The sequence below is a fragment of the Mesorhizobium sp. WSM4814 genome (assembly GCF_055811595.1).
On the sequence record NZ_JBVVQT010000009.1, the window covers coordinates 151666 to 171098 of the forward strand.

Sequence of the window (19433 nt, forward strand, 5' to 3'; positions counted from 1 at the left end):
CCGGATGCGCGACCTCGCCGAATTCGGACCCGAAACTGCATCGCGCATTCGCGGCGTCTTCTGCGATATCGACGACACGCTGACCACCGAGGGTCGTCTTCCGGCGGATGCCTACCGTGCGCTCGAACGCCTGCACGAGGCGGGCCTTGTCGTTGCTCCCATTACCGGGAGACCGGCAGGCTGGTGCGACATGATTGCCCGGTTCTGGCCGGTCACCGGCGTGGTCGGCGAAAATGGCGCTTTTTACTTCGCTTATGATCAAGCAACGCGGAAGATGATCCGGGTTTTCGCGGCAAGCGCTGACGAACGCCGGGAAAACAGGCGCAGGCTCACCGAACTGGAAAAGCGCATTGTCCAGGAGGTGCCGGGTTCGGCAGTATCCGCCGACCAGCAATATCGCGAAGCCGACCTGGCCATCGACTTTTGCGAGGATGTTCCGGCGCTGCCGCTGTCCGATGCCAGGCGCATCAAGCAGATTTTCGAGGAGGCCGGCGCTGTCGCCAAGATTTCGTCGATCCATGTGAACGGCTGGTTTGGCCGATACGACAAGCTGGCGATGACGCGCCGCTTTGCAAGCGAGAGGCTGGGAACCGATCTCGATGCTGAAAGGCAGGCCTATGCTTTCGTTGGAGACAGCCCGAACGACGCCCCGATGTTCGGGTTCTTTCCGAACGCGTTCGGGGTCGCGAATGTGGTGGATTTCCAGGGACAGATCGACGCCGAACCCGCTTTCGTCGCCAGGTCGCGGGGTGGCCGCGGCTTCGTCGAGATTGCCGATATGATCCTGGCGAACCGGAGGTCGGGATTGGGCTGATCGGCGGGCGCGAAAAATGCGGCAAAAAAGGATGTTCTGCAGGCGATGGAACCGAACCAGGGACGGCTTAGGCAAGCGGGCGCGATGCGCCAGGCAACATCGCACGGCAGCTTCGGCTGCCGCCGCAACCCCGGCCGGTCACAGCGAACTGCCCGTCCCCTGGTCGGTGATAAGGCCGGTGAAGAATCCCTTTTCCAGGAGCTTGGTCATGATGCCGACCTTGTTCTTTCCGCCGGAAACGAGGATGCGCTTGGGAATGTTCAGCGTGTCGCGAGGATAGACCCCGACAATGCGCTCGTTGACGGGATGGTCGATGAGTTCGGCGTCCCGGTCGAAGAAATAGCCGAGAAAGTTCCCGATCGGCTTCAGTCTCAGGATATCGTCGAATTCCTCGTCGGTCATGTAACCGACGCTCCGCAGCGTCGAACTGGTTGTGCCGCCGACGCTCATCAGCGCAAGGTCGGCGTTCAGCGCCTTCTGGATAACCTCGCGCGCGCTCGGTTGCTGCAGGATCGTCTCACGGCTTTCACGGCTGTCGCAGATGATGGGTCCGGGGAGATAATAGGATTCGGCCTGGGTGCGCTGGGCAAAGACGGCGGCGGCGTCGTATTTGTCGATCGACGACCGGCGCGACAGCGAGCCGAGAAGCGGCACGACGGTAACGTTTCTGAGCGCCACCGGCTCGATGTTGGAAGCGAGCCATCGCATGGTTCGGCCCCACGCCATGGCAACCGTCATGTCGTCCCTGAGCAGCGTCTCGACCGTCTGCGCGGCATAGATGCCGATCACTTCGGAGAGCCCGAGTTCCGACCCGGTGTCATCAGGTGTGACGCTGCATATGTCGAGCCGGTACTTCCGCCTGAGCTGTTCTTCCATTTCGAGCGCCTGGGACGTCCCGGCATTGATGCGGATCGAGACGATGCCGCGCTCCTTCGCCTCCGCCAGCAGCCTGTGGATCTTGGTGCGGTTGATCTGCAGCCGCTCGGCGATGGCCTGCTGCGTTTCGCCCAGCACGAAATACTGATGGGCAACCCGTGCCAGCAGACCGATCGACGTCATGAGGGTCCTCCGATGCTTGTGGCGCACCCATCCGAATGCCGCTGTAGCCGGCCAACAAGTGCTTGCCACAGACAGGGCGACGATATAGCATTTGAACAAATGCACAAGATATGAACATTTGTGCATCGCAAAACGAAGCGGTTCGGGAGGAACGCGTGCGGGTTGCCCAAGCCAGACGTTTCGTCATTTCGGATCACCCGCTGCCCTGGCTGCTGCCGCTGGTGGCGATCCTGCTTGTCTTCACCGTGTATCCTCTCATCTACAACATCTGGCTGAGCTTCCATGAGTTCGTCCCGCGCCGGCGGGCGCTCGAATTCGTCGGAACGGAAAACTGGGTGCAGCTGTGGAACGACACGCGGTTCTGGCAGTCGCTCGTCATCACCTTCACCTATTTCGCCATCGCGCTGATCTTCGAGCTGGTGCTCGGCATGGCGATCGCGCTGCTCCTCGACAGCGACGGCTTCGGTTTCGGATTCCTGCGCGGCGTGCTGACGATGACGCTCGTCATCCCGCCGGCCATTGTCGGCATGATGTATCTGCTGATGGAGGATCCGCAGTTCGGCGTGATCAGCTATCTCCTGCAGTCGATCGGACTGCTCAATTCGAACAACCCCATCCTCGCCACCGCGTCGACCGCGCTTGCCGGCGTTCTCGTCGCGGAAATCTGGCAGTGGACGCCGTTCATGGTGCTCATCTTCCTTGCCGGTCTCAGGGCGCTGCCGCCGGAGCCTTACGAGGCCGCGATGATCGACGGCGCGTCGTCGTTCCAGATTTTCCGGCGCATCACCCTGCCGATGATGTCGAAGGTGATCGCCATCGCCGTGCTGGTCCGCGGCATCGATCTGTTCCGCGTCTTCGACTACGTCTTCGTCATGACCTCCGGCGGGCCGGGAGCGTCGACCTACTCGCTGTCCCTCTATGCATGGCAGCAGACGTTCAGCTTCGTAAAATGGGGCTATGGAGCCACGCTCAGCCTCGTCACCCTGGTGATCATCCTCGTCATTGCCAACCTCTTCATCCGTATCGCCAAGGTGAGGTGGTAGAATGAACGGCTCCTTCTCGACCCGCATGCTTCGCACCATCGCCGCCTGGGTTGTGGTCGCGATCTTCTTCTTTCCGATCTACTACTGGACGTCGGTGGCGTTCAAACACGGCAACGACATCTTCAACCGGCCGCCGAAACTGTTCGCCTTCACGCCGACCTTCGACAATTTCCAGAAGGTGTTCGGGATTTCGCTGGGCAGCGGCGGCATCACCGTGACGCCGGGCGGCGGCAATTTCTACATGGCGCCGCGCGTCTGGGATTCGATTGTCATCGCGACGCTGTCGACCGTGCTCGCTGTCGCCATCGCCACGCTTGCCGCCTATGCCCTGTCGCGCATGAACTTCCGCGGCCGGCACAGTTTCGTCGGCTGGGTGTTGTCGACGCGCATGATGCCGCCCGTCGCGGTCGCGGTGCCGATGTTCTTCATCTACAAGAATTTCGGTCTCATCGACACCTATACCGGCATGGTGCTGATCCACGCGCTGATGAACCTGCCGCTCGCCGTCCTCCTGATGAAGAGCTTCTTCGACGACATTCCCTCCGAGATCGACGAAAGCGCGATCGTCGACGGCGCCAGTCGCTTCATGATTTTTCGCAGGATCGTGCTGCCGATGGCCAAGGGCGGCATTGCCGCCACGGCGGTGCTCTGCTTCATCTTCAGCTGGACCGAATTCCTGTTTGCGCTGACCCTGACCACCACGTCGGTCAAGACCGTGCCAGTCGTCTCGTCGACCTTCGTCACCTCGATCGGCACCGCCTGGGGCAACATGGCCGCGCTTGGCGCCGCCTCCATCATTCCCGCTTTCATCTTCATTCTGTTGGTTCAGAAGCACCTCGTGCGCGGTCTCACGATGGGATCGTTGAAACAATAGATGGGAGGCTCGAATTCGCAGCCTTGAGAAAATCGCGAATTAAACCGGAGGAGTAGACAATGAAAGACAGCATCAGAAAGACGCATCTTGCCTCTGTCACCGACCGCTTCGTTCGCGGACAGATGGACCGCCGCTCGTTTCTTCGCGCAGCAGGCATTCTCGGCCTCGGCGCCGGCGCGCTCGGCATGGGCCTGGGACGGCGTCCGTTCTACGGCATCAGCCAGGCATCGGCTCAGGAACAGGAACTGAAGCCCAGCGCCGAAATCACCAAATGGCTCTCGGATGTCGGCAAGCCCTTTGCCGGAACGACGCTCCGTCTCGCCACCGAATCGACACCGCCGTCCAATGCCATCGCCACGCAGCTCAAGCAGTATTTCGAGGAGGCTACCGGCATCAAGGTCGAGATCGAAGTGCTGCCGCTCGAGCAGGTGCTGCAGAAGCTGACCCTTGACGTGGCTTCGAGCCTCGGCACTTACGACCTCTACTATATCGACCAGAGCTGGGCGGCGAGCTTCAGCCAGGACGTCTTCGATCCGCGCGAGCAGCTCAAGAACGCCGACCTGGCAATGCCGAACTACAACATCGACGACTTCCTGAAGCCGCTCGTCGACGGTATCGCCATGTACGAGGACCGCATGGTCGGCGTACCCTACGACATCCCGATCTTCATCATGCAGTACCGCAAGGACGTCTGGGACGAGCTCAAGCTGCCGCCTCCGGCGACGCTGGACGATTTGCTGAAGGCGTCTGCGGCGATCACCGACGCCAAGGGCCCGAACATGTACGGCACCAGCGGCCAGATGAAATCGGGCCATTACAGCCTCGAATGCGATTGGACGGCGTGGCTTTGGGGCCATGGCGGTTCGATTTTCGGCCCCGACGGCAAGTTCACCGGCAATGACGACGCCGGCTTGGCCGCCATGGCCTACTGGGACAAGCTCAAGGCGACGATGCCGCCCGGCGTCGACGGCTGGACATGGGATGGCGAGGGCCAGTCGGTCGGCCAGGGCGTCGCCGCCTCGATGCTGTCCTGGGGCGAATTCTTCCCGTTCTTCGACGATCCCAAGGCCTCCAAGGTCTCGGGCCTGATGGAAGCGATGGTTCCGCCGAAACCTGCCGCGACGCTGCGCACCGTCGAGCAGACCGGGTTCGGCGAGATTCCGGGCGTTGGTCACCAGGGCGGCTCTTCGCTCGCGGTATCGAAATACTCGAAGAGCCCGGACGCCGCCTGGATCTTCATGCAGTGGGCGACCTCAGCCGATACCCAAGCCCTGATAACGGTTCTGGGTGGCGGTACCGGGCCAACGCGCACCAGCGTCTATGACGATCCGCGCGTGCTGGCCAATGCGCGTGTCGGCGCCGGCACGACCCGCCACTTGCCGGTCGTGCGCGACACCATCGCCAACTACATGGGATCCGAGCCCGACCTGCCGGCATGGGCAGAACTCTCGAGCGACATGATCCCGGTTGCGCTGGGCAAATACTTCGCCGGCCAGTCGGGCTCGGCCAAGGAATCGCTCGACGCCCTGAAAACCCAGGTCGACGATCTCGTCGCCAAGGGCTGAGTCTTCCCCCGGGCTGGCTGCCCGAAGGCCGCCAGCCCGGGGTATCGACAATTTCGATTGAGGAAAGCCATGGCTGGAAAACAGCTCGTAGCAGTGACAGGAGCCAGTTCTGGTATCGGCGAGGCGGTCGCCAAGGCGTTTTCGCGCGCCGGCCACCCTGTTCTGATGATGGCCCGCCGTCTGGAGCGCATGGAGGCACTGAACCTGCCCGACAGCCTGGCCCGGCAGGTCGATGTCCGCGACCGCGCCGCGATCGCAGCCGCCGTGAAGGAGGCGGAAGCCGAGTACGGACCGGTCGACATGCTGTTTGCCAATGCCGGCATAGCGCGTCTCGCCGACATAGGCCGCCAGCCGCCCGAGGAATGGGACGAGATGATCGACATCAATACCAAAGGCGTGCTGAATTCGGTCCACGCCGTGATGTCGGGCATGATGGAGCGCCGTCATGGAACGCTGTTCATGATGAGTTCGATCGCCGGCCGAAAAATCTATCCGGATCATACGGTCTACTGCGGGACGAAATTCTTCGTTCACGCCGTGTCGGAATCGCTGCGCGATTATCTTTCCGACTATGACGTCCGCGTCGTCGTGCTTTCGCCCGGGGTGATCGAAACCGAGGTTCTGAGCGGCGTCCTCGATCCGCAGACGCTCGCCAACTACAAGGCCAACAAGCTCAAGATCGGCGGCGGCATCGGCCCGGAGCACGTCGCAGACCTCATGCTGCACACCTACCAGCTGCCACAAAACGCTCTCGTGCAGGAAATCGTCATCACGCCGACCAGGCAGAAATACTGACGACCCTGATCCGGGCGTCTGGAGACAGAGAATGGCCACCGTAGAATATAAGAACATCGCCAAGAATTTCGGACATGTCGAGGTGATGAAGGACATCTCCTTCGGCATTGCCGACCGCGAATTCGTCGTCCTTCTCGGGCCGTCGGGCTGCGGCAAGACCACGCTCCTTCGCATGACAGCCGGGCTCGAGCGGGTGACCAACGGTGACCTTTTGATCGGCGACAGGCGGGTCAATGACGTTCACCCGCGCGATCGCGACATCGCGATGGTGTTCCAGAACTACGCGCTCTATCCGACAATGAAGGTGTTCGACAATATCGGCTTCAGCCTCGAAGTGGCGAAAGTGCCAAAGGCGGAGATCAGGAAGAAGGTCGAATGGGCGGCGGAAATCCTGAACCTTACGCCCTACCTCGGGCGCTATCCCAAGGAACTGTCGGGTGGCCAGCGCCAGCGCGTCGCCATGGGCCGCGCCATGGTGCGCAATGCCGCCGTCTTCCTTTTCGACGAGCCGCTCTCCAATCTCGACGCCAAGCTGCGCACGCATATGCGCGTGGAAATCCGTCAACTCCACAATCGTCTCGGCACAACCACGATCTACGTCACCCATGACCAGATCGAGGCGATGACGATGGCCGACAAGATCGTGCTGATGCATGCCGGCAGGATCATGCAGATCGGCACGCCCGACGAGGTCTACGAGCGCCCGAACTCGAAATATGTCGCTGATTTCATCGGCTCGCCGTCGATGAACTTCATCGCCGGCGCTGTCGAAACCGCAGGCGGCAGTCCTCGCTTCGTCGCCGAAGGCGTATCGATCGGCCTGTCACCGCAGATCAAGGCAAAACCAGGCCAAAAGGTCATCATGGGCGTCCGGCCACACGATCTCGGCATTTCGGATACGGGTGAGATCAAGGGCGAAGTCGTGCTCTCCGAAACGACCGGCGCCGATGTCCAGATTCATTTGCGCGTGGCCGGATACGACGCCGTCGCCGTGGTGCCGCGTGACGAGCGCCGCAACGCCGGCGCCGCGATCAACCTTTCGGTTCTGCCGGGCAAGGTGCACCTCTTCGATGCGGCCACGGAACTGCGCGTCGCCTGAGATTAGCGACGACGGCGTCGGCAGAGCGCTGCCTCAGCCCTTTAGGCTGAGATAGTCAGCCAAAGCCACTGCGTTGTTGTGCATGTCGTCCTGGGCGCCGTAGAGCAGCGTCACCCGGCCGTTGTCGAGCAGGGCGCGCAACTGGCCGACCGTCTCGCTGTTCCTGTCGAGCTCGCCGCGATAGCGCCGCTGGAATTCCATCCAGCGCGTCGGCTCGTGGCCGAACCATTTGCGCAGTTCATCGCTTGGCGCGACGGTCTTCAGCCACAGTGTCAGCGCGGCGTCTTCCTTGCGGACGCCGCGCGGCCATACGCGGTCTATGAGCACCCGCTGCCCATCGCCAGACGAGGGCGGCTCGTAGATGCGTTTGACCCTGATATCGAGTTTCATTGCCAACTCCGGGGTTGGCCGCCATGTCGTCTTGCTGGCCATGTCGTCTTGCTGGCCATGACGGCTTGCTGGCGGCTGCTTACGCCCATTCGCCCTTGCGCATCACCGGCACGCGACCGCCGTCCTTGCCGACGCCGTCGATGTCGACCTTGTCCGAACCGATCATCCAGTCGATATGGATGAAGCTCTTGTTGCCGCCGCGCGCCGCGATCTCGTCCTGAGTGAGCGAGGCGCCGTCGACAAAGCACTTCGAATAGCACTGCCCGAGCGCGATATGGCAGGCGGCATTCTCGTCGAACAGCGTGTTGAAGAACAGCAGGCCGCTCGCCGCGATCGGCGAGGAATGCGGCACCAGGGCGACCTCGCCGAGCCGGCGTGCGCCTTCATCGGTGTCGAGCACTTTTTTCAGCACATCCTCGCCGCGGCTGGCCTTGGCCTCGACGATGCGACCCTGCTCGAAACGCACCGCAATGCCGTCGATCAGCGTGCCTTGGTACGACAGCGGCTTGGTGCTCGTAACATGGCCTTCGACGCGCCTTGCATGCGGCGTGGTGAAAACCTCCTCGGTCGGGATGTTCGGGTTGCAGGTGATGCCGTTCCTGGCGGTCGAGGCGCCGCCCATCCATTCATGGCCGTCGGCCAGGCCGACGGTCAGGTCGGTGCCAGGTCCGGTGAAATGCAGCGCATGGAAATTATGGCCGTTCAGCCATTCGGTGCGGCTGCGAAGCGCCGCATTGTGCGCCTTCCAGTTGCCGATCGGGTCGTCGACATCGACCCGTGAGGCGGCAAAGATCGCGTCGGCGAGCTTCGCCACCGCGACGTCGTCGCTATCGCCCGGAAACACCTGCCTGGCCCAGGCCAGGTCGGGATAGGCGACGATGTTCCAGTTGATGTCGAAGCCGGTGATCTTTTCCAGTGCCGGCTGGTAGGCGATCGAGTTCGCCTTGTTGGCGCGCGCCACTTTCGCCGGATCCTGCGCCGACAGCAGCGACGGGTCCTCGCCGCGCACGGCCAGCCGCGCCGCATTGTTGGCGAAGGCCTTCGCCATGCCCTCATAGAGCCAGCCGGCGGCGTGGTCGAAGCCGGCATCGGCGCCGTAGCGGAAGCGTGCCAGCGTCATCTCGTCGTCGTTGAAGATCGGCGTCACCAGGCCGGCGCCGGCTTTGTAGGCATGCTCGACGATCCGTCGCGTCAAAGGCAGCGCTGCGATCGACGATGTCAGCACCAGGTCCTGCCCCGGCTGCAATTGCAGCCCGACCTTGATGGCGACTTCTGCCAGCCTGTCGAGCTTCACCGGGTCGATCGTTGCGGCAACGTCGCGCGAATGTGTGGTCATGATCCTGCCTGTCGCGATGTGGGAGTCTGGTTCTTACATAGACCGGCGCCATCGGTCTTTCCACCGTGATCGACCGGGCCTGCTCAGGCCGCGCCGGCGAGCGCGCCGAACTGCGCCATCGTCGCCTCGATCTCCTCGCGGATCCAGATCTTGAAATCGCGCAGCTTGCGGCTCTCGCTCTTGCTGGCCGAGGTCACCAGCCAGTAGCCCAGCCCGCTCTCGGCGCGGACGCCGAACGGTGCGACCAGCCGGCCGTCGGCGAGAGCGTCAGCCGTCAGCAATTGCCAGCCGAGCATGACGCCGTGGCCGGCGATCGCCGATTCCAGGCAAAGCATCGGGTCGGTGAAGCGCGCGCCCTTGAGGAAGCTGACCGGCTTCACCCCGGCCGCCTCGAACCAGCTTTCCCAGCTGATCATCGCTCTTTCGTCGGTGATCGCGCAGGTCAGGGCGAGATCTTCGATCGATTTCAATTTGTCGGCGATCGCCGGGGCGCAGACCGGGAAGACTTCCTGCGCCAGCAGCAGTTGCGCGCGCACGCCCGGCCATTTGCCGTCGCCGAGCCGGATGGCGAGGTCGATGTCCGAGCGATCGAGATCGGCAATCCGCACCGAGGCGTCGATGCGCAAAAGCACATTCGGATGCCGGGCGAAATGACGTGACAGTCGAGGCAGCAGCCACTTCGAGGCAAAGGCCGGCGCCACCGAGACCACCAGCGTGCATTCGGAGGCCTCGTCGGCGAGCGCCACGGCTTGGGCGAGCTCGCGGAAACCTGCCCCGAGCCGGGCGGTGAAGACGGTGCCGAATTCGGTCGGCACCAGACCGCTTGCCGTTCGTTCGAACAGCGCCTGGCCAAGTTGCGCTTCCGCCCGCTTGACCTGCTGGCTGACGGCGCTGGCGGACACGTTGAGTTCGCTCGCCGCAGCCGAAAGCGATCCCAGGCGGGCGACGGTTTCCACGGCGCGCAGGCCGTTGAGGTGGACGCGGTTCAGCATGGCCATACAGTTTTTCTAAACCGGCACGGTTGAAATCTCAATTGAAATGCGGGGAGGAACGGCAAATTTTAAGGAACAAGCAGACCTGCGGAGGAAAAATACGATGAAGATTTTGTCACTGCTCGGGGTCTTTTCCGCTGCCGGCGCGCGGCAAAGCCGGTCGCATGAAAGCGAGGCCACCCGATGGGCCACCGATCCGCTGTCGCATCCTGTGCTCGACACCATGTCGGAGCGCGAACTCGGCGACCTGCCGTTCCGGATGACAGCCCGGCGCACGGCCTACGAGACCGGCGGCACAAACAGGCTGCCGTTAAGATCGCTGACAGCGTAGCGCCAAGGCGTTGCCGAGGTCGGCGCCGCCCCTCATCGCCCTGCCGGGCACTTCTCCCCGTAAAGGGACGGGGAGAAGGACGCCTTCGCGAAAGATTTCGCCTATCTCCAGTGTTGCAGAAAAAAGTGCCGAAGTTGGGGCCAGCCCCTTCTCCCCGTTCCTATACGGGGAGAAGGTGCCGGCAGGCGTATGAGGGGCAGCACGACGCCGAAAATCGCCCGCGACGCAGCAGATGCCGGCACAACCCGTTCTGGCCCAACAAGAAGCGGATTGTTTCACCCGCTCGTGCACCTATTGTGCACCGCAATGAAAGCCGCTTCGCCGTCCCCTTTGCGCCTCGCCTTCGCCGGCATGATTGCCCTGGCCGTTGCCATGGGCATCGGCCGCTTCGTCTATACGCCGATCCTGCCCGGCATGATGGAGGAACTTGGCCTGACGCCGGCCGATGCCGGCTGGATCGCGTCCGCCAACTATCTCGGCTATCTCGTTGGCGCGCTCGCAGCCGTCGGCGGCTGGGCGCACGGTCGCGAGCGCCTGCTGATGCTTGCCGGTCTTGCCGCCACCGCAGTCCTCACCGGGCTGATGGGCCTGGCCGACACGATGGCGGCCTTTCTCGTCATCCGCTTTCTTGCCGGTGTGGCCAGCGCCTTCGTCCTGGTGTTCATGTCCAGCATCGTTTTCGGCCATTTGGCCGCGGTCGGCCGAAACGACCTGCAGGCGCTGCATTTCGGCGGCGTCGGCCTTGGCATAGCGGCGTCCTCGGCGCGGATGGCAATACTCGTCACCCAACAGGCCGGCTGGCCGGCGGGCTGGTTCTGGTCCGCCGCGATCTCGGCCTGCGCCATTGCCGTCGTGGCCTTGCTGCTCGGCAGCACTGCGACCGCCAACGGCGCCGATGGCCGCGAACCGGCGCTGCCAAAGGACCGGTCACTGGTGAAGGTCATAGTCGCCTACGGGCTGTTCGGCTTCGGCTATATCGTGACGGCGACGTTCCTGGTCGCCATCGTCCGGCAGGGCGGCGGCGGCCGCGTCTTCGAGGCCGTGGTGTGGATGGTCACCGGCCTTGCCGGGATTCCCTCGGTCTGGCTTTGGCAGAAGATCGCGGCAAGGATCGGGCTCTACCGGGCTTATGCCTGGGGGTGCCTCGTCGAGGTGGTCGGCGTCAGCGCGAGCGTCACCATGGGCGGACACATTGGGCCGCTGCTCGGCGGGTTTCTGCTTGGCGGCACCTTCATCGCCATCACCGCGCTCGGCCTTCAGACCGGAAGGCAGCTTGCCCCGCAGGCGCCACGCCGGATCCTGGCATCGATGACGGCGTCCTTCGGCCTCGGCCAGATCATCGGGCCGATCGTCGCCGGCTTGCTTGCGCAAGCCTCCGGCGACTTCTTCCTCGCATCGATCGTGGCCGCCGCGGTGCTGCTGGTCTCTGGCGCGGTCATCTGGGAGGCTGCGCCAAAATCGCCATGATTGTGGTCTTGCTCGGTGCCGGGCATCACGCACCGGCCATTTTCATTCCGATCGATGTGTGACCTTATGCCCGCTGAACAGCAACGCCGCTGATTTGCGCATCGACCGAGGATTTCCCAACAGTGTTCGTATCCTTCTTCCCGCAGCCGAAGTTGTTTTTCACTTCGGCCGTCGCCTGGAGCCTTCTGCTCGTCCTCCTGTGGTTTTTCGGCGGCGAGCACCTTGGCACGATGCTCGGCATGCCGCCGGTCGACCCGCAGGCAGCACCAGTCATCAGCCCGATAAGATTCCTGACGCCGGCATTCCTCTGGTTTTACGGATATTTCTTCGCCGGCATGGGCGTATTCTACCTTTTCTGGGCGCTGTATTCCCCGCATCGCTGGCAGAACTGGTCGATCCTTGGCTCTGGTTTGATTATTTTCGTCACCAATTTCATCGTGCAGATCAGCGTGGCGCTCAATGACTGGCGCGGCATGTTTTACGATATGGTGCAGAAGGCGCTGACCACGCCGGGCTCCGTTTCCCCTGCCGAGCTTTACTACGGAGTATGGCAGTTTCTGTCCTTGGCCCTGGTCTATATGAGCATCGCCGTTCTGAACGTCTTTTTCGTCAGGCACTATGTGTTTCGCTGGCGCACCGCGATGAACGATTATTTTACCGCTTACTGGCCGAGGCTGCGCCATATCGAAGGGGCGTCGCAGCGCGTTCAGGACGACACGATGCGCTTCTCCGGCACAATGCAGGGGCTCGGCGTGAACTTCATCGACTCCATCATGACCCTGATTGCATTCCTGCCCTTGCTGGCCTCCCTTTCTCTCCATGTCTCAACGCTCCCAATCGTCGGCGCAATCCCTTATCCGCTGGTCATTGCGGCGATCGCCTGGTCGCTGTTTGGCACCGGCTTGTTGGCAGTCGTCGGCGTCAGGCTGCCCGGGTTGGAATTTCGCAATCAGCGGGTTGAAGCCGCGCTGCGCAAGGAACTTGTCCTCGGCGAGGACGATACGGCACGAGCGCAGCCACCAACTCTGGCCGAGCTTTTCAGAAACGTTCGCAAGAACTATTTCACTCTCTATGCACACTATGTCTATTTCGACATGGTCCGCTATCTATACCTTCAAGTCGACAACGTATTCGCTACGCTTATTCTTGTTCCGACCTTGGCAATCGGCAAGATAACATTTGGCGTTTTCCAGCAGATTGTTACCGCCTTTTCACAAGTCGCCACTTCGTTCCAGTATCTCGTGAATTCCTGGCCGACCATCGTCGAGCTGATATCCATCTACAAGCGCCTGCGCGCCTTCGAGGCGACACTTGAAGGGGCGCCGCTGCCGGAAATCGACCAGGCCTATCTGGAGCGAGAGCGAGCCGGCTTGCGGCCTGAGGATCAGCCGGTAAGCTGAGAGTGACGGGGCGGCGAGCGCTTTCGGTTCAGCCGCCCACCGACGCCCACTTTTGCCGGCGTTGGCGCGAAACATAGTCGCGATAGCTGATGCACTCGACATCGGGCCTGGTGCAGACCTCGCCGGCAAAGCGCTCGAGCGCCTTCCAGTAGGCGCCGTCATTCATCAGTGTGAAATGGAAGCCGAGTTCCAGCGGAATGCGTTTGCCCTGATATTGCGCGTCGAAGGCGGCGCGAAAGGCGTCATGGGTCCGGTTGGCGAATTCGTCCGCCTGGCTCGGCCGCTCGAAGCCGCCGGAATGCCTGACATAGAGATTGTAGTCCATCGCGATCACCGGCCTTGTGTCAGGACCTTCCGGAATCTTCGGCAGTGAGAAGCGCGTGATGGCGTCGCTGGTCGGTGGCCGGGCAGGGCCGCGCGACACACCGCTCGCGTCGAACCAATAGCCCGCCTTTGGCAGCGCCTCGTAGAGCGCCTTGTTTGCCGACAGATAGGGTGCGCGAAAGCCAACCGCCTTACGTGCAATTTCGCGCCAGCCTGGGGGTTCGGAGGTAATAGCGTTGATCGAATAGGCATTTTCGAGAATGCGCTTGAACGAATCGAACTCGCTCAGCCAGTCGGCCTTGTTCCAGTCCTTGCCGTCGAAATGGCCGCAAGCGTGGCTGCCGATGTCATGGCCTTCCGAGGCGGCAAGGTTTATCTGCTCGAGCCGGTCAGCGATTTCCTGTTTCGAGGCGGCGAAGCCGATATTGGATTTGCCTGATGTCTTGCCGGGCGCCGTATATTGCTCGCGCGTCTCCGACGAGAGCAGGAAGACGCAGGACACGAAGTAGGTGAAATGGGCGCCGGTGCGCCGGGCCAGCGCCCGGCTGCGCTTCCATTGCGAAATATCGCGGGCGCTGTCGAACGAGATGAGGACGGCCTGCTTCGGCTTTGCCGGCGCTGGCGGGTCGGCGACAGCAGCGCCCGCCGCAGCAAGCGACCCGATCGAAAACGCAACAGCGCGGGACAAACGAGGCATCAGTGTCTGATCTGGATTTTGAGGAGGGTTCGCGCACCGGCTATCGGCGAAATGTGGCGTGGGTGCGGTCGCCCTTTGCAGTCATCCTTTACATCGTCGTCCGGCGATTAGCCGATTTTCCGGTCGAACCCCTTCCATGCCGGCAAAATTTCGCTAAAACGCGGGCTACCGCATCGGCCTGAAGTGCAGAATTGATTTTTTTTCAGGAAACACGATGCGCAAATTCAAAGTGTTAGAGCGTACTTTCCATGGACGCACGTCGCTCTAAACCGCCCTGAGGGCGGGCAGGATGGTTTTGAGATGTCGGACGACAGTTTTATCCGCGAAGTCAACGAAGAGATGCGTCGCGATCAGGCGCATGCGCTGTGGGACCGTTTTGGTCCTGCCTTGCTTGCGCTCGCGATACTGGTGGTGGTCGGCACCGCCGCCTTCGTCGGCTATCGCTATTGGGACGAGACCCGCGCCAATCGCTCGGGCGATGCCTTCTCGCAGGCGCTGAAGCTTGCCAATGAGGGCAAGAGCGACGAAGCGCTGGCGGCCCTCGATGCGCTGGAAAAAGATGGCTACGGCGCTTATCCGCTGCTCGCCCGCATGCGGGCGGCAACCGTCAAGGCGGATAAGGGCGATGCCGCCGCCGCCGTCAAGGACTTCGACGAGGTCGCCGCCGATACGGACATTCCATCAGGCCTTCGCGATATGGCGCGCCTCAGGGCAGCGCTGCTGCTCGTCGACCACGGTTCGTTCGCCGATGTCTCGAGCCGCGTCGAGACGCTCACCGCCGACACCAATCCGCTGCGCTATACCGCGCGCGAGGCGCTCGGCCTTGCCGCCTGGAAGGAAGGCAAGGCAACGGACGCACTGAAACTGTTCGACCAGATCGCCTCGGATGACAGCGCCCCGCGCAACGCGCGCGAGCGGGCGACCTTGATGTCGGAGCTGATCCGTGGGTCGGGCGGCGTGTCGTAATGCATTTCGCCCAAAAGTGTGTAGCGGTTTTGGGGCAACGACATGCTGGCAGATGTAGGGCCGCATGACGTTCAAAGTCGCCATCATCGGCCGGCCTAACGTCGGCAAATCGACCCTTTTCAATCGTCTGGTGGGAAGGAAGCTGGCGCTTGTCGACGACACGCCGGGCGTCACCCGCGACCGTCGCGTCCATGCCGCCAAGCTCTACGATCTGCATTTCGACGTTATCGACACCGCCGGCTTCGAGGATGCTGCTGCTTCGACGCTGCCGGGCCGCATGCGCGCCCAGACCGAGATCGCCATCCGCGAAGCCGACCTGATCTTTTTCACCATCGACGCCAAGTCCGGGCTGATGCCTGACGACAAGACTTTCGCCGAGATCGTGCGCAAGTCCGGTAAGCCGGTTGTCGTGGTCGCCAACAAGGCCGAAGCGCGCGGCGCCCAGGGCGGCATGCTGGAGGCTTGGGAACTCGGCCTTGGCGAGCCGATCCCGGTCTCGGCCGAACACGGTCAGGGCCTGCCCGATTTGCGCGATGCGGTGATATCAGCACTGGGCGAGGCGCGCGCCTTCGGCGAAGAAGAAGATGCCGACGAGGAGGCCGCCGCCAGCGAGGTGCTGATCGGCGAGGACATCACCGATCCGGACGCCGAGCCGAGCTATGACGATACCAAACCGATGCGCATCGCCGTCGTCGGCCGTCCGAACGCCGGCAAGTCGACGCTGATCAATGCCCTGATCGGCGAGGAGCGGCTCCTGACTGGGCCAGAAGCCGGCATCACCCGCGATTCCATCTCCGTCGACTGGGACTGGCATGGCCGTCGTCTCAAACTGTTCGACACCGCCGGCATGCGCCGCAAGGCCCGGATCCACGAAAAGCTGGAAGTCATGTCGGTGCAGGACGGCCTGCGCGCCATCCGCTTTGCCGAGATCGTCATCATTGTGCTCGACGCCACCATTCCCTTCGAGAAGCAGGATCTGCAGATCGCCGACCTGATCATCCGCGAGGGCCGTGCGCCGGTGATCGCCTTCAACAAATGGGATATGATCGACCATCCCCAGGAACTCCTGGCGGAACTGCGCGAGAAGACCGAGCGGCTGTTGCCGCAGGCGCGCGGCATCCAGGCGGTGCCGGTCTCGGCCGAGACCGGGCGCGGCCTCGACAAGCTGATGGATGCCGTCATCAAGACGCACAGAGTGTGGAACAGCCGCGTCTCGACCGGCAAGCTCAACCGCTGGCTGGAAGGCATCCTGGCGCATCATCCACCGCCCGCCGTCGCCGGTCGCCGGCTGAAGATCAAATATGTCACCCAGGCCAAGACGCGCCCGCCGGGCTTCGTCGTGTCCTGCTCACGGCCGGACGCGATGCCGCAATCCTATGTTCGCTATCTCTCCAACAGCCTGCGCGAAGCCTTCGACATGCCAGGCGTGCCGATCCGCATCGCCTTGCGCACCTCGGAAAATCCGTTCGCCGGCAAGGCGAAGAAACGCCGCTGAGCGCCGCGTCTTTTGGGCGCCAGCGTCAGCCACGACGCGCTAATGGGCGGTGTAAGCTCCGTCGACCAGATGGTAGCTGCCAGTGATAAAGCTGGCCTGATCGGACAACAGGAAGCATACAAGAGCTGCTACCTCTTCCGGTTTGCCGCGCCTGCCCATCGGTTGAAGGGCTGCCATGCGCCTGGTATTGGCTAATGCCTCCGCTTGCTCCGATAGAAGAGGCGTTTCGATCCAGCCGGGGCCGACGACATTGATCCGGATGCCCATCCTCGCATATTCAATCGCAGCAACCTTGGTCAGCCCAACGACCCCGTGTTTCGCTGCCGTGTATGCGGACGCAGTCGGCAAGCCGACGGAACCGAGAATTGAGGACATGTTCACGATGGCGCCTCCGCCTCGATCCAGCATGGCGGCGATTTCGTACTTCATGCTGTAGAAAACGCCATTCAGATTGACGTTCATCAGCCTGTGCCAGTTGTCGAGCGGATAGTCTGCCGTCGCTTTTCGAACGCCGTCGATGCCGGCATTGTTTACCGCCATATCCAGTCCGCCGCATTTCTGGACAGTGAACTCGATCAGCTTTTCGACGGCTGCCGCATCCGTGACATCGACCGCAAAATCGTGGGCCCTGCCTCCTTGCGCGCTTATTTCGGCAGCCATGCAGCGCGCGGCCTCGGCATCAAGGTCGGCGACAACAACCTCGGCTCCTTCTTGCGCGAGTTGCCGTGACACAGCCGCTCCTATTCCGGAGCCTGCGCCGGTCACAATCGCGACTTTACCATGGAAGTCAGGCTGCATCGTCTCTGTCCTATGCCCATTGTGGCCTAACCGAACAGAGGCGGACGGTTATCGCAAGAAGTTTCGCTCCAATTCGCTCGTCAATCCTGTGAATTCATTTTGCCACCCCACAGCGAGACTTGGCCCGCAGGCCTTGCAATGGTAGAGACGAGCGGGGCGGTAGATCGACCAGTTTCCTAGCAGGTAGAAATGGAAGAACACCACATTGCGCGCCGGGGGCTCGTGCTGGGTACTCTGGCTCTGATGCTCTCCGGATGTACGTCGACGTTACAGCAGGTGACGGAGCCGATTTCATCCGCGTTCGGACCAAGGGATGGCATCAATCCTCGTTTCCGACGGAGGCAGGTGCGGTACGACGGAAACGAGCCGCCTGGAACGATCGTCGTCGATACTTCGCAACGTTTTCTCTATGCCGTCGAGACCGACGGGTGGGCGACGCGCTACGGCGTCGGCGTCGGCGAGCAGGGACTTTCGTTCAAGGGTACAGCGACCATCGCCCGCAAGGCGGACTGGCCGTCGTGGACACCCACCACCAGCATGATGAGGCGCAAGCCGCGCCTGGTGAAGTATGCCGGGGGGGTCCCTGGCGGACCAAACAACCCGCTTGGTGCGCGTGCCCTTTATCTCTATCGCAACGGGCGCGACACCTACTTCCGGATACATGGTACAAACGAGCCGTGGACGATAGGCACAGCGGTATCGAACGGGTGCATCCGTTTGACAAATGACGACATCATCGACCTCTACGAACGGACTCCTTTGGGCACGACGGTGGTGGTGGTTTGATGGTGGGCAGGCCTGATCTCCGTTGCATGGTGAGACCTGCCGGCACGTCACCGCAAGGATTTCGGCTGCAACCGAATGCCGACTGTGTCATTTCTGCACTAGGCTTTGGTGTAGATCGCAGCTAACTTGGTTGGGCTGCATGTAATTTTTTATTTGTGGCGATTCTATAGGCTGTTCCGCCCCTGGGGAAAGGATTGCTTGATGAACAGAATGTTGATTGTAATGGTTGCTACCCTCGCCGTTACCAGCCTGAGCGGCTGCGCGAACGGGATCGGTAAAGGAAAGGGGAAGGCTCCTCCGCCGGAACCCGTTGCCGTAGAAGAGCCAGTGATTAAGTAAGCATCGGCTTTCGAAGATTTTGGGAAGGGCCGCCAGGCCCTTCCCTATCGATATGCAGGGGCCACCGGATTCGCAGCCTACCTGCGGTTAACGGGCATAGGCTGGCAGCAGGTCTGCGGTCCTCGGAGTTCTGGATGAGATGACGCTTGTAAGTGGCCGTTCAGCAATTGTGGCCCTGCTCGCGCTAGTCGCGGCGTCATGCCAGTCGCAAGACAACAAACCCCAGCCGACTTTTGTGTCCAATAATCGGGCACTGAGTACCGCGGCGATGCCGGCGCGCGCGGCCCAACGGCATTTCATCGAGTTCCGCTCCCGGTACGCCCTTACCTACGGCCATTCCTACGTGATTTTTGGACGACTGAACCAGGCGGGACGCATGGTCAACCCCGAAGTTGCGGGGCTCGCTCCGAAGTCCGATGATCCCAATGTCTATGTTCTCGGCCATTTGGCGCCTGTGCCAGCCACGACCGGGTGGACGGACGGCGACCTCGAAGATGCCTACCGGTCGGCAAGCTGGCGCGTTTTACTTTCCGAAGCCGAATACAGGAAAGTCGTCGCGAGCATACGAAAGCTGCAGGCCAGTTCTCCGCTTTGGCACGCCTCGCTCTACAACTGCAACGCATTCGTAGCGGACATCGCCAAATCGATGGGGTATAAGACCCCCGGTACCTGGCTCCGGCCGCAACAATTCATAACCAAGCTTCGGGAGATGAACGGCGGTTGAAATGCGATTGGCAAACCGCTTTCGCCTCATTCGGCCGGTCAACTCCGAAAGGAGCGCGCTCTGAATGTCTATCGGTCGACATTTCGGACGCTGGCATCGTTGCGACGGTCTATCGTGGTCCCAGATCGAGAAAAGGCTC

At 62.0% G+C, this 19433-nt stretch carries 20 protein-coding genes; 14 read left to right on the forward strand and 6 right to left on the reverse strand.

The features are described 5' to 3' along the window. The first annotated feature begins 4 nt into the window (after positions 1–4). Positions 5–814, forward strand: coding sequence for an HAD-IIB family hydrolase (locus AC0L2V_RS16290; RefSeq protein WP_128245667.1), 810 nt, complete (start codon positions 5–7; stop codon positions 812–814). A 138-nt stretch (positions 815–952) separates the two neighbouring features. Here AC0L2V_RS16290 and AC0L2V_RS16295 read toward each other — a convergent pair whose 3' ends face one another. Beyond that, a complete protein-coding gene (locus AC0L2V_RS16295) occupies positions 953–1873 on the reverse strand; it encodes a sugar-binding transcriptional regulator (RefSeq protein WP_023799422.1) in 921 nt (306 codons plus the stop codon). A gap of 155 nt (positions 1874–2028) precedes the next feature. On the opposite strand from AC0L2V_RS16295, the gene AC0L2V_RS16300 reads away from it, so the two are divergent. From AC0L2V_RS16300 to AC0L2V_RS16320, 5 genes are all read left to right on the forward strand, one after another. After that, positions 2029–2916: a carbohydrate ABC transporter permease gene (locus tag AC0L2V_RS16300; RefSeq protein ID WP_031255008.1), complete on the forward strand. Its 888-nt coding sequence runs from the start codon at positions 2029–2031 to the stop codon at positions 2914–2916. Position 2917: 1 nt separating this feature from the next. Continuing rightward, positions 2918–3790 carry a carbohydrate ABC transporter permease gene (locus AC0L2V_RS16305; protein WP_077381408.1) on the forward strand — a complete coding sequence of 291 codons (873 nt, stop codon included), beginning with the start codon at positions 2918–2920 and terminating at the stop codon, positions 3788–3790. A gap of 59 nt (positions 3791–3849) precedes the next feature. Continuing rightward, positions 3850–5355 carry an ABC transporter substrate-binding protein gene (locus AC0L2V_RS16310; protein ID WP_287049622.1) on the forward strand — a complete coding sequence of 502 codons (1506 nt, stop codon included), beginning with the start codon at positions 3850–3852 and terminating at the stop codon, positions 5353–5355. A gap of 69 nt (positions 5356–5424) precedes the next feature. Further along, complete coding sequence (locus AC0L2V_RS16315) at positions 5425–6150, forward strand: SDR family oxidoreductase (RefSeq protein ID WP_473520581.1); 726 nt, start codon at positions 5425–5427, stop codon at positions 6148–6150. 31 nt (positions 6151–6181) lie between these two features. Next, positions 6182–7249: an ABC transporter ATP-binding protein gene (locus AC0L2V_RS16320; protein ID WP_128171998.1), complete on the forward strand. Its 1068-nt coding sequence runs from the start codon at positions 6182–6184 to the stop codon at positions 7247–7249. Between the two features lie 33 nt (positions 7250–7282). On the opposite strand, the gene AC0L2V_RS16325 is transcribed toward AC0L2V_RS16320, so the two are convergent. The 3 genes from AC0L2V_RS16325 to AC0L2V_RS16335 form a co-directional block, all read right to left on the reverse strand. Next, positions 7283–7639, reverse strand: a complete 357-nt coding sequence (locus tag AC0L2V_RS16325; protein ID WP_473520582.1) for a DUF488 domain-containing protein — start codon at positions 7637–7639, stop codon at positions 7283–7285. A 79-nt stretch (positions 7640–7718) separates the two neighbouring features. Beyond that, a complete protein-coding gene (locus AC0L2V_RS16330) occupies positions 7719–8975 on the reverse strand; it encodes an aminopeptidase (RefSeq protein WP_473520583.1) in 1257 nt (418 codons plus the stop codon). A gap of 83 nt (positions 8976–9058) precedes the next feature. After that, positions 9059–9973: a LysR substrate-binding domain-containing protein gene (locus tag AC0L2V_RS16335; RefSeq protein ID WP_473520584.1), complete on the reverse strand. Its 915-nt coding sequence runs from the start codon at positions 9971–9973 to the stop codon at positions 9059–9061. A 97-nt stretch (positions 9974–10070) separates the two neighbouring features. On the opposite strand from AC0L2V_RS16335, the gene AC0L2V_RS16340 reads away from it, so the two are divergent. The 3 genes from AC0L2V_RS16340 to sbmA all read left to right on the forward strand — a co-directional run bounded on the left by AC0L2V_RS16340 (position 10071) and on the right by sbmA (position 13165). Next, positions 10071–10298 (forward strand): hypothetical protein, encoded by a 228-nt coding sequence (locus tag AC0L2V_RS16340; RefSeq protein WP_473520585.1) that lies wholly within the window; start codon positions 10071–10073, stop codon positions 10296–10298. A gap of 306 nt (positions 10299–10604) precedes the next feature. Further along, entirely contained in the window at positions 10605–11765 is a 1161-nt protein-coding gene (locus tag AC0L2V_RS16345) for a YbfB/YjiJ family MFS transporter (RefSeq protein ID WP_473520586.1), read from the forward strand. A gap of 122 nt (positions 11766–11887) precedes the next feature. Beyond that, entirely contained in the window at positions 11888–13165 is a 1278-nt protein-coding gene (sbmA, locus tag AC0L2V_RS16350; RefSeq protein WP_023799410.1) for a peptide antibiotic transporter SbmA, read from the forward strand. A 28-nt stretch (positions 13166–13193) separates the two neighbouring features. On the opposite strand, the gene AC0L2V_RS16355 is transcribed toward sbmA, so the two are convergent. Beyond that, positions 13194–14186 carry a polysaccharide deacetylase family protein gene (locus AC0L2V_RS16355; RefSeq protein ID WP_473520587.1) on the reverse strand — a complete coding sequence of 331 codons (993 nt, stop codon included), beginning with the start codon at positions 14184–14186 and terminating at the stop codon, positions 13194–13196. 300 nt (positions 14187–14486) lie between these two features. On the opposite strand from AC0L2V_RS16355, the gene AC0L2V_RS16360 reads away from it, so the two are divergent. Next, positions 14487–15152, forward strand: a complete 666-nt coding sequence (locus AC0L2V_RS16360; RefSeq protein WP_473520588.1) for a tetratricopeptide repeat protein — start codon at positions 14487–14489, stop codon at positions 15150–15152. Positions 15153–15216: 64 nt separating this feature from the next. Beyond that, a complete protein-coding gene (gene der, locus AC0L2V_RS16365) occupies positions 15217–16647 on the forward strand; it encodes a ribosome biogenesis GTPase Der (protein WP_202364047.1) in 1431 nt (476 codons plus the stop codon). 39 nt (positions 16648–16686) lie between these two features. On the opposite strand, the gene AC0L2V_RS16370 is transcribed toward der, so the two are convergent. After that, on the reverse strand, positions 16687–17445 hold the full coding sequence (locus tag AC0L2V_RS16370) for an SDR family NAD(P)-dependent oxidoreductase (RefSeq protein WP_473520589.1): 759 nt from the start codon (positions 17443–17445) through the stop codon (positions 16687–16689). A 189-nt stretch (positions 17446–17634) separates the two neighbouring features. Between AC0L2V_RS16370 and AC0L2V_RS16375 the strand changes: the two genes are divergently transcribed. The 3 genes from AC0L2V_RS16375 (at position 17635) to AC0L2V_RS16385 (ending at position 19294) form a co-directional block, all read left to right on the forward strand. Beyond that, positions 17635–18231, forward strand: a complete 597-nt coding sequence (locus tag AC0L2V_RS16375) for a L,D-transpeptidase (RefSeq protein ID WP_473520590.1) — start codon at positions 17635–17637, stop codon at positions 18229–18231. Between the two features lie 201 nt (positions 18232–18432). Continuing rightward, the gene (locus tag AC0L2V_RS16380) at positions 18433–18570 is read left to right on the forward strand and encodes an ABC transporter (protein WP_091596207.1); all 138 of its coding nucleotides are present in this window, start codon (positions 18433–18435) and stop codon (positions 18568–18570) included. 139 nt (positions 18571–18709) lie between these two features. Continuing rightward, positions 18710–19294, forward strand: coding sequence for a hypothetical protein (locus tag AC0L2V_RS16385; RefSeq protein ID WP_473520591.1), 585 nt, complete (start codon positions 18710–18712; stop codon positions 19292–19294). Positions 19295–19433: the final 139 nt, after the last annotated feature.

Excerpts from the sequence above, each read along its gene's own strand:
- AC0L2V_RS16290 (WP_128245667.1), top strand. The coding sequence starts at position 5 with ATGCGCGACCTCGCCGAATTCGGACCCGAAACTGCATCGCGCATTCGC.
- AC0L2V_RS16295 (WP_023799422.1), bottom strand. The coding sequence starts at position 1,873 with ATGACGTCGATCGGTCTGCTGGCACGGGTTGCCCATCAGTATTTCGTG.
- AC0L2V_RS16305 (WP_077381408.1), top strand. The coding sequence starts at position 2,918 with ATGAACGGCTCCTTCTCGACCCGCATGCTTCGCACCATCGCCGCCTGG.
- AC0L2V_RS16310 (WP_287049622.1), top strand. The coding sequence starts at position 3,850 with ATGAAAGACAGCATCAGAAAGACGCATCTTGCCTCTGTCACCGACCGC.
- AC0L2V_RS16315 (WP_473520581.1), top strand. The coding sequence starts at position 5,425 with ATGGCTGGAAAACAGCTCGTAGCAGTGACAGGAGCCAGTTCTGGTATC.
- AC0L2V_RS16320 (WP_128171998.1), top strand. The coding sequence starts at position 6,182 with ATGGCCACCGTAGAATATAAGAACATCGCCAAGAATTTCGGACATGTC.
- AC0L2V_RS16325 (WP_473520582.1), bottom strand. The coding sequence starts at position 7,639 with ATGAAACTCGATATCAGGGTCAAACGCATCTACGAGCCGCCCTCGTCT.
- AC0L2V_RS16330 (WP_473520583.1), bottom strand. The coding sequence starts at position 8,975 with ATGACCACACATTCGCGCGACGTTGCCGCAACGATCGACCCGGTGAAG.
- AC0L2V_RS16335 (WP_473520584.1), bottom strand. The coding sequence starts at position 9,973 with ATGGCCATGCTGAACCGCGTCCACCTCAACGGCCTGCGCGCCGTGGAA.
- AC0L2V_RS16340 (WP_473520585.1), top strand. The coding sequence starts at position 10,071 with ATGAAGATTTTGTCACTGCTCGGGGTCTTTTCCGCTGCCGGCGCGCGG.
- AC0L2V_RS16345 (WP_473520586.1), top strand. The coding sequence starts at position 10,605 with ATGAAAGCCGCTTCGCCGTCCCCTTTGCGCCTCGCCTTCGCCGGCATG.
- AC0L2V_RS16355 (WP_473520587.1), bottom strand. The coding sequence starts at position 14,186 with ATGCCTCGTTTGTCCCGCGCTGTTGCGTTTTCGATCGGGTCGCTTGCT.
- AC0L2V_RS16360 (WP_473520588.1), top strand. The coding sequence starts at position 14,487 with ATGTCGGACGACAGTTTTATCCGCGAAGTCAACGAAGAGATGCGTCGC.
- der (WP_202364047.1), top strand. The coding sequence starts at position 15,217 with ATGACGTTCAAAGTCGCCATCATCGGCCGGCCTAACGTCGGCAAATCG.
- AC0L2V_RS16370 (WP_473520589.1), bottom strand. The coding sequence starts at position 17,445 with ATGCAGCCTGACTTCCATGGTAAAGTCGCGATTGTGACCGGCGCAGGC.
- AC0L2V_RS16375 (WP_473520590.1), top strand. The coding sequence starts at position 17,635 with ATGGAAGAACACCACATTGCGCGCCGGGGGCTCGTGCTGGGTACTCTG.
- AC0L2V_RS16380 (WP_091596207.1), top strand. The coding sequence starts at position 18,433 with ATGAACAGAATGTTGATTGTAATGGTTGCTACCCTCGCCGTTACCAGC.
- AC0L2V_RS16385 (WP_473520591.1), top strand. The coding sequence starts at position 18,710 with ATGACGCTTGTAAGTGGCCGTTCAGCAATTGTGGCCCTGCTCGCGCTA.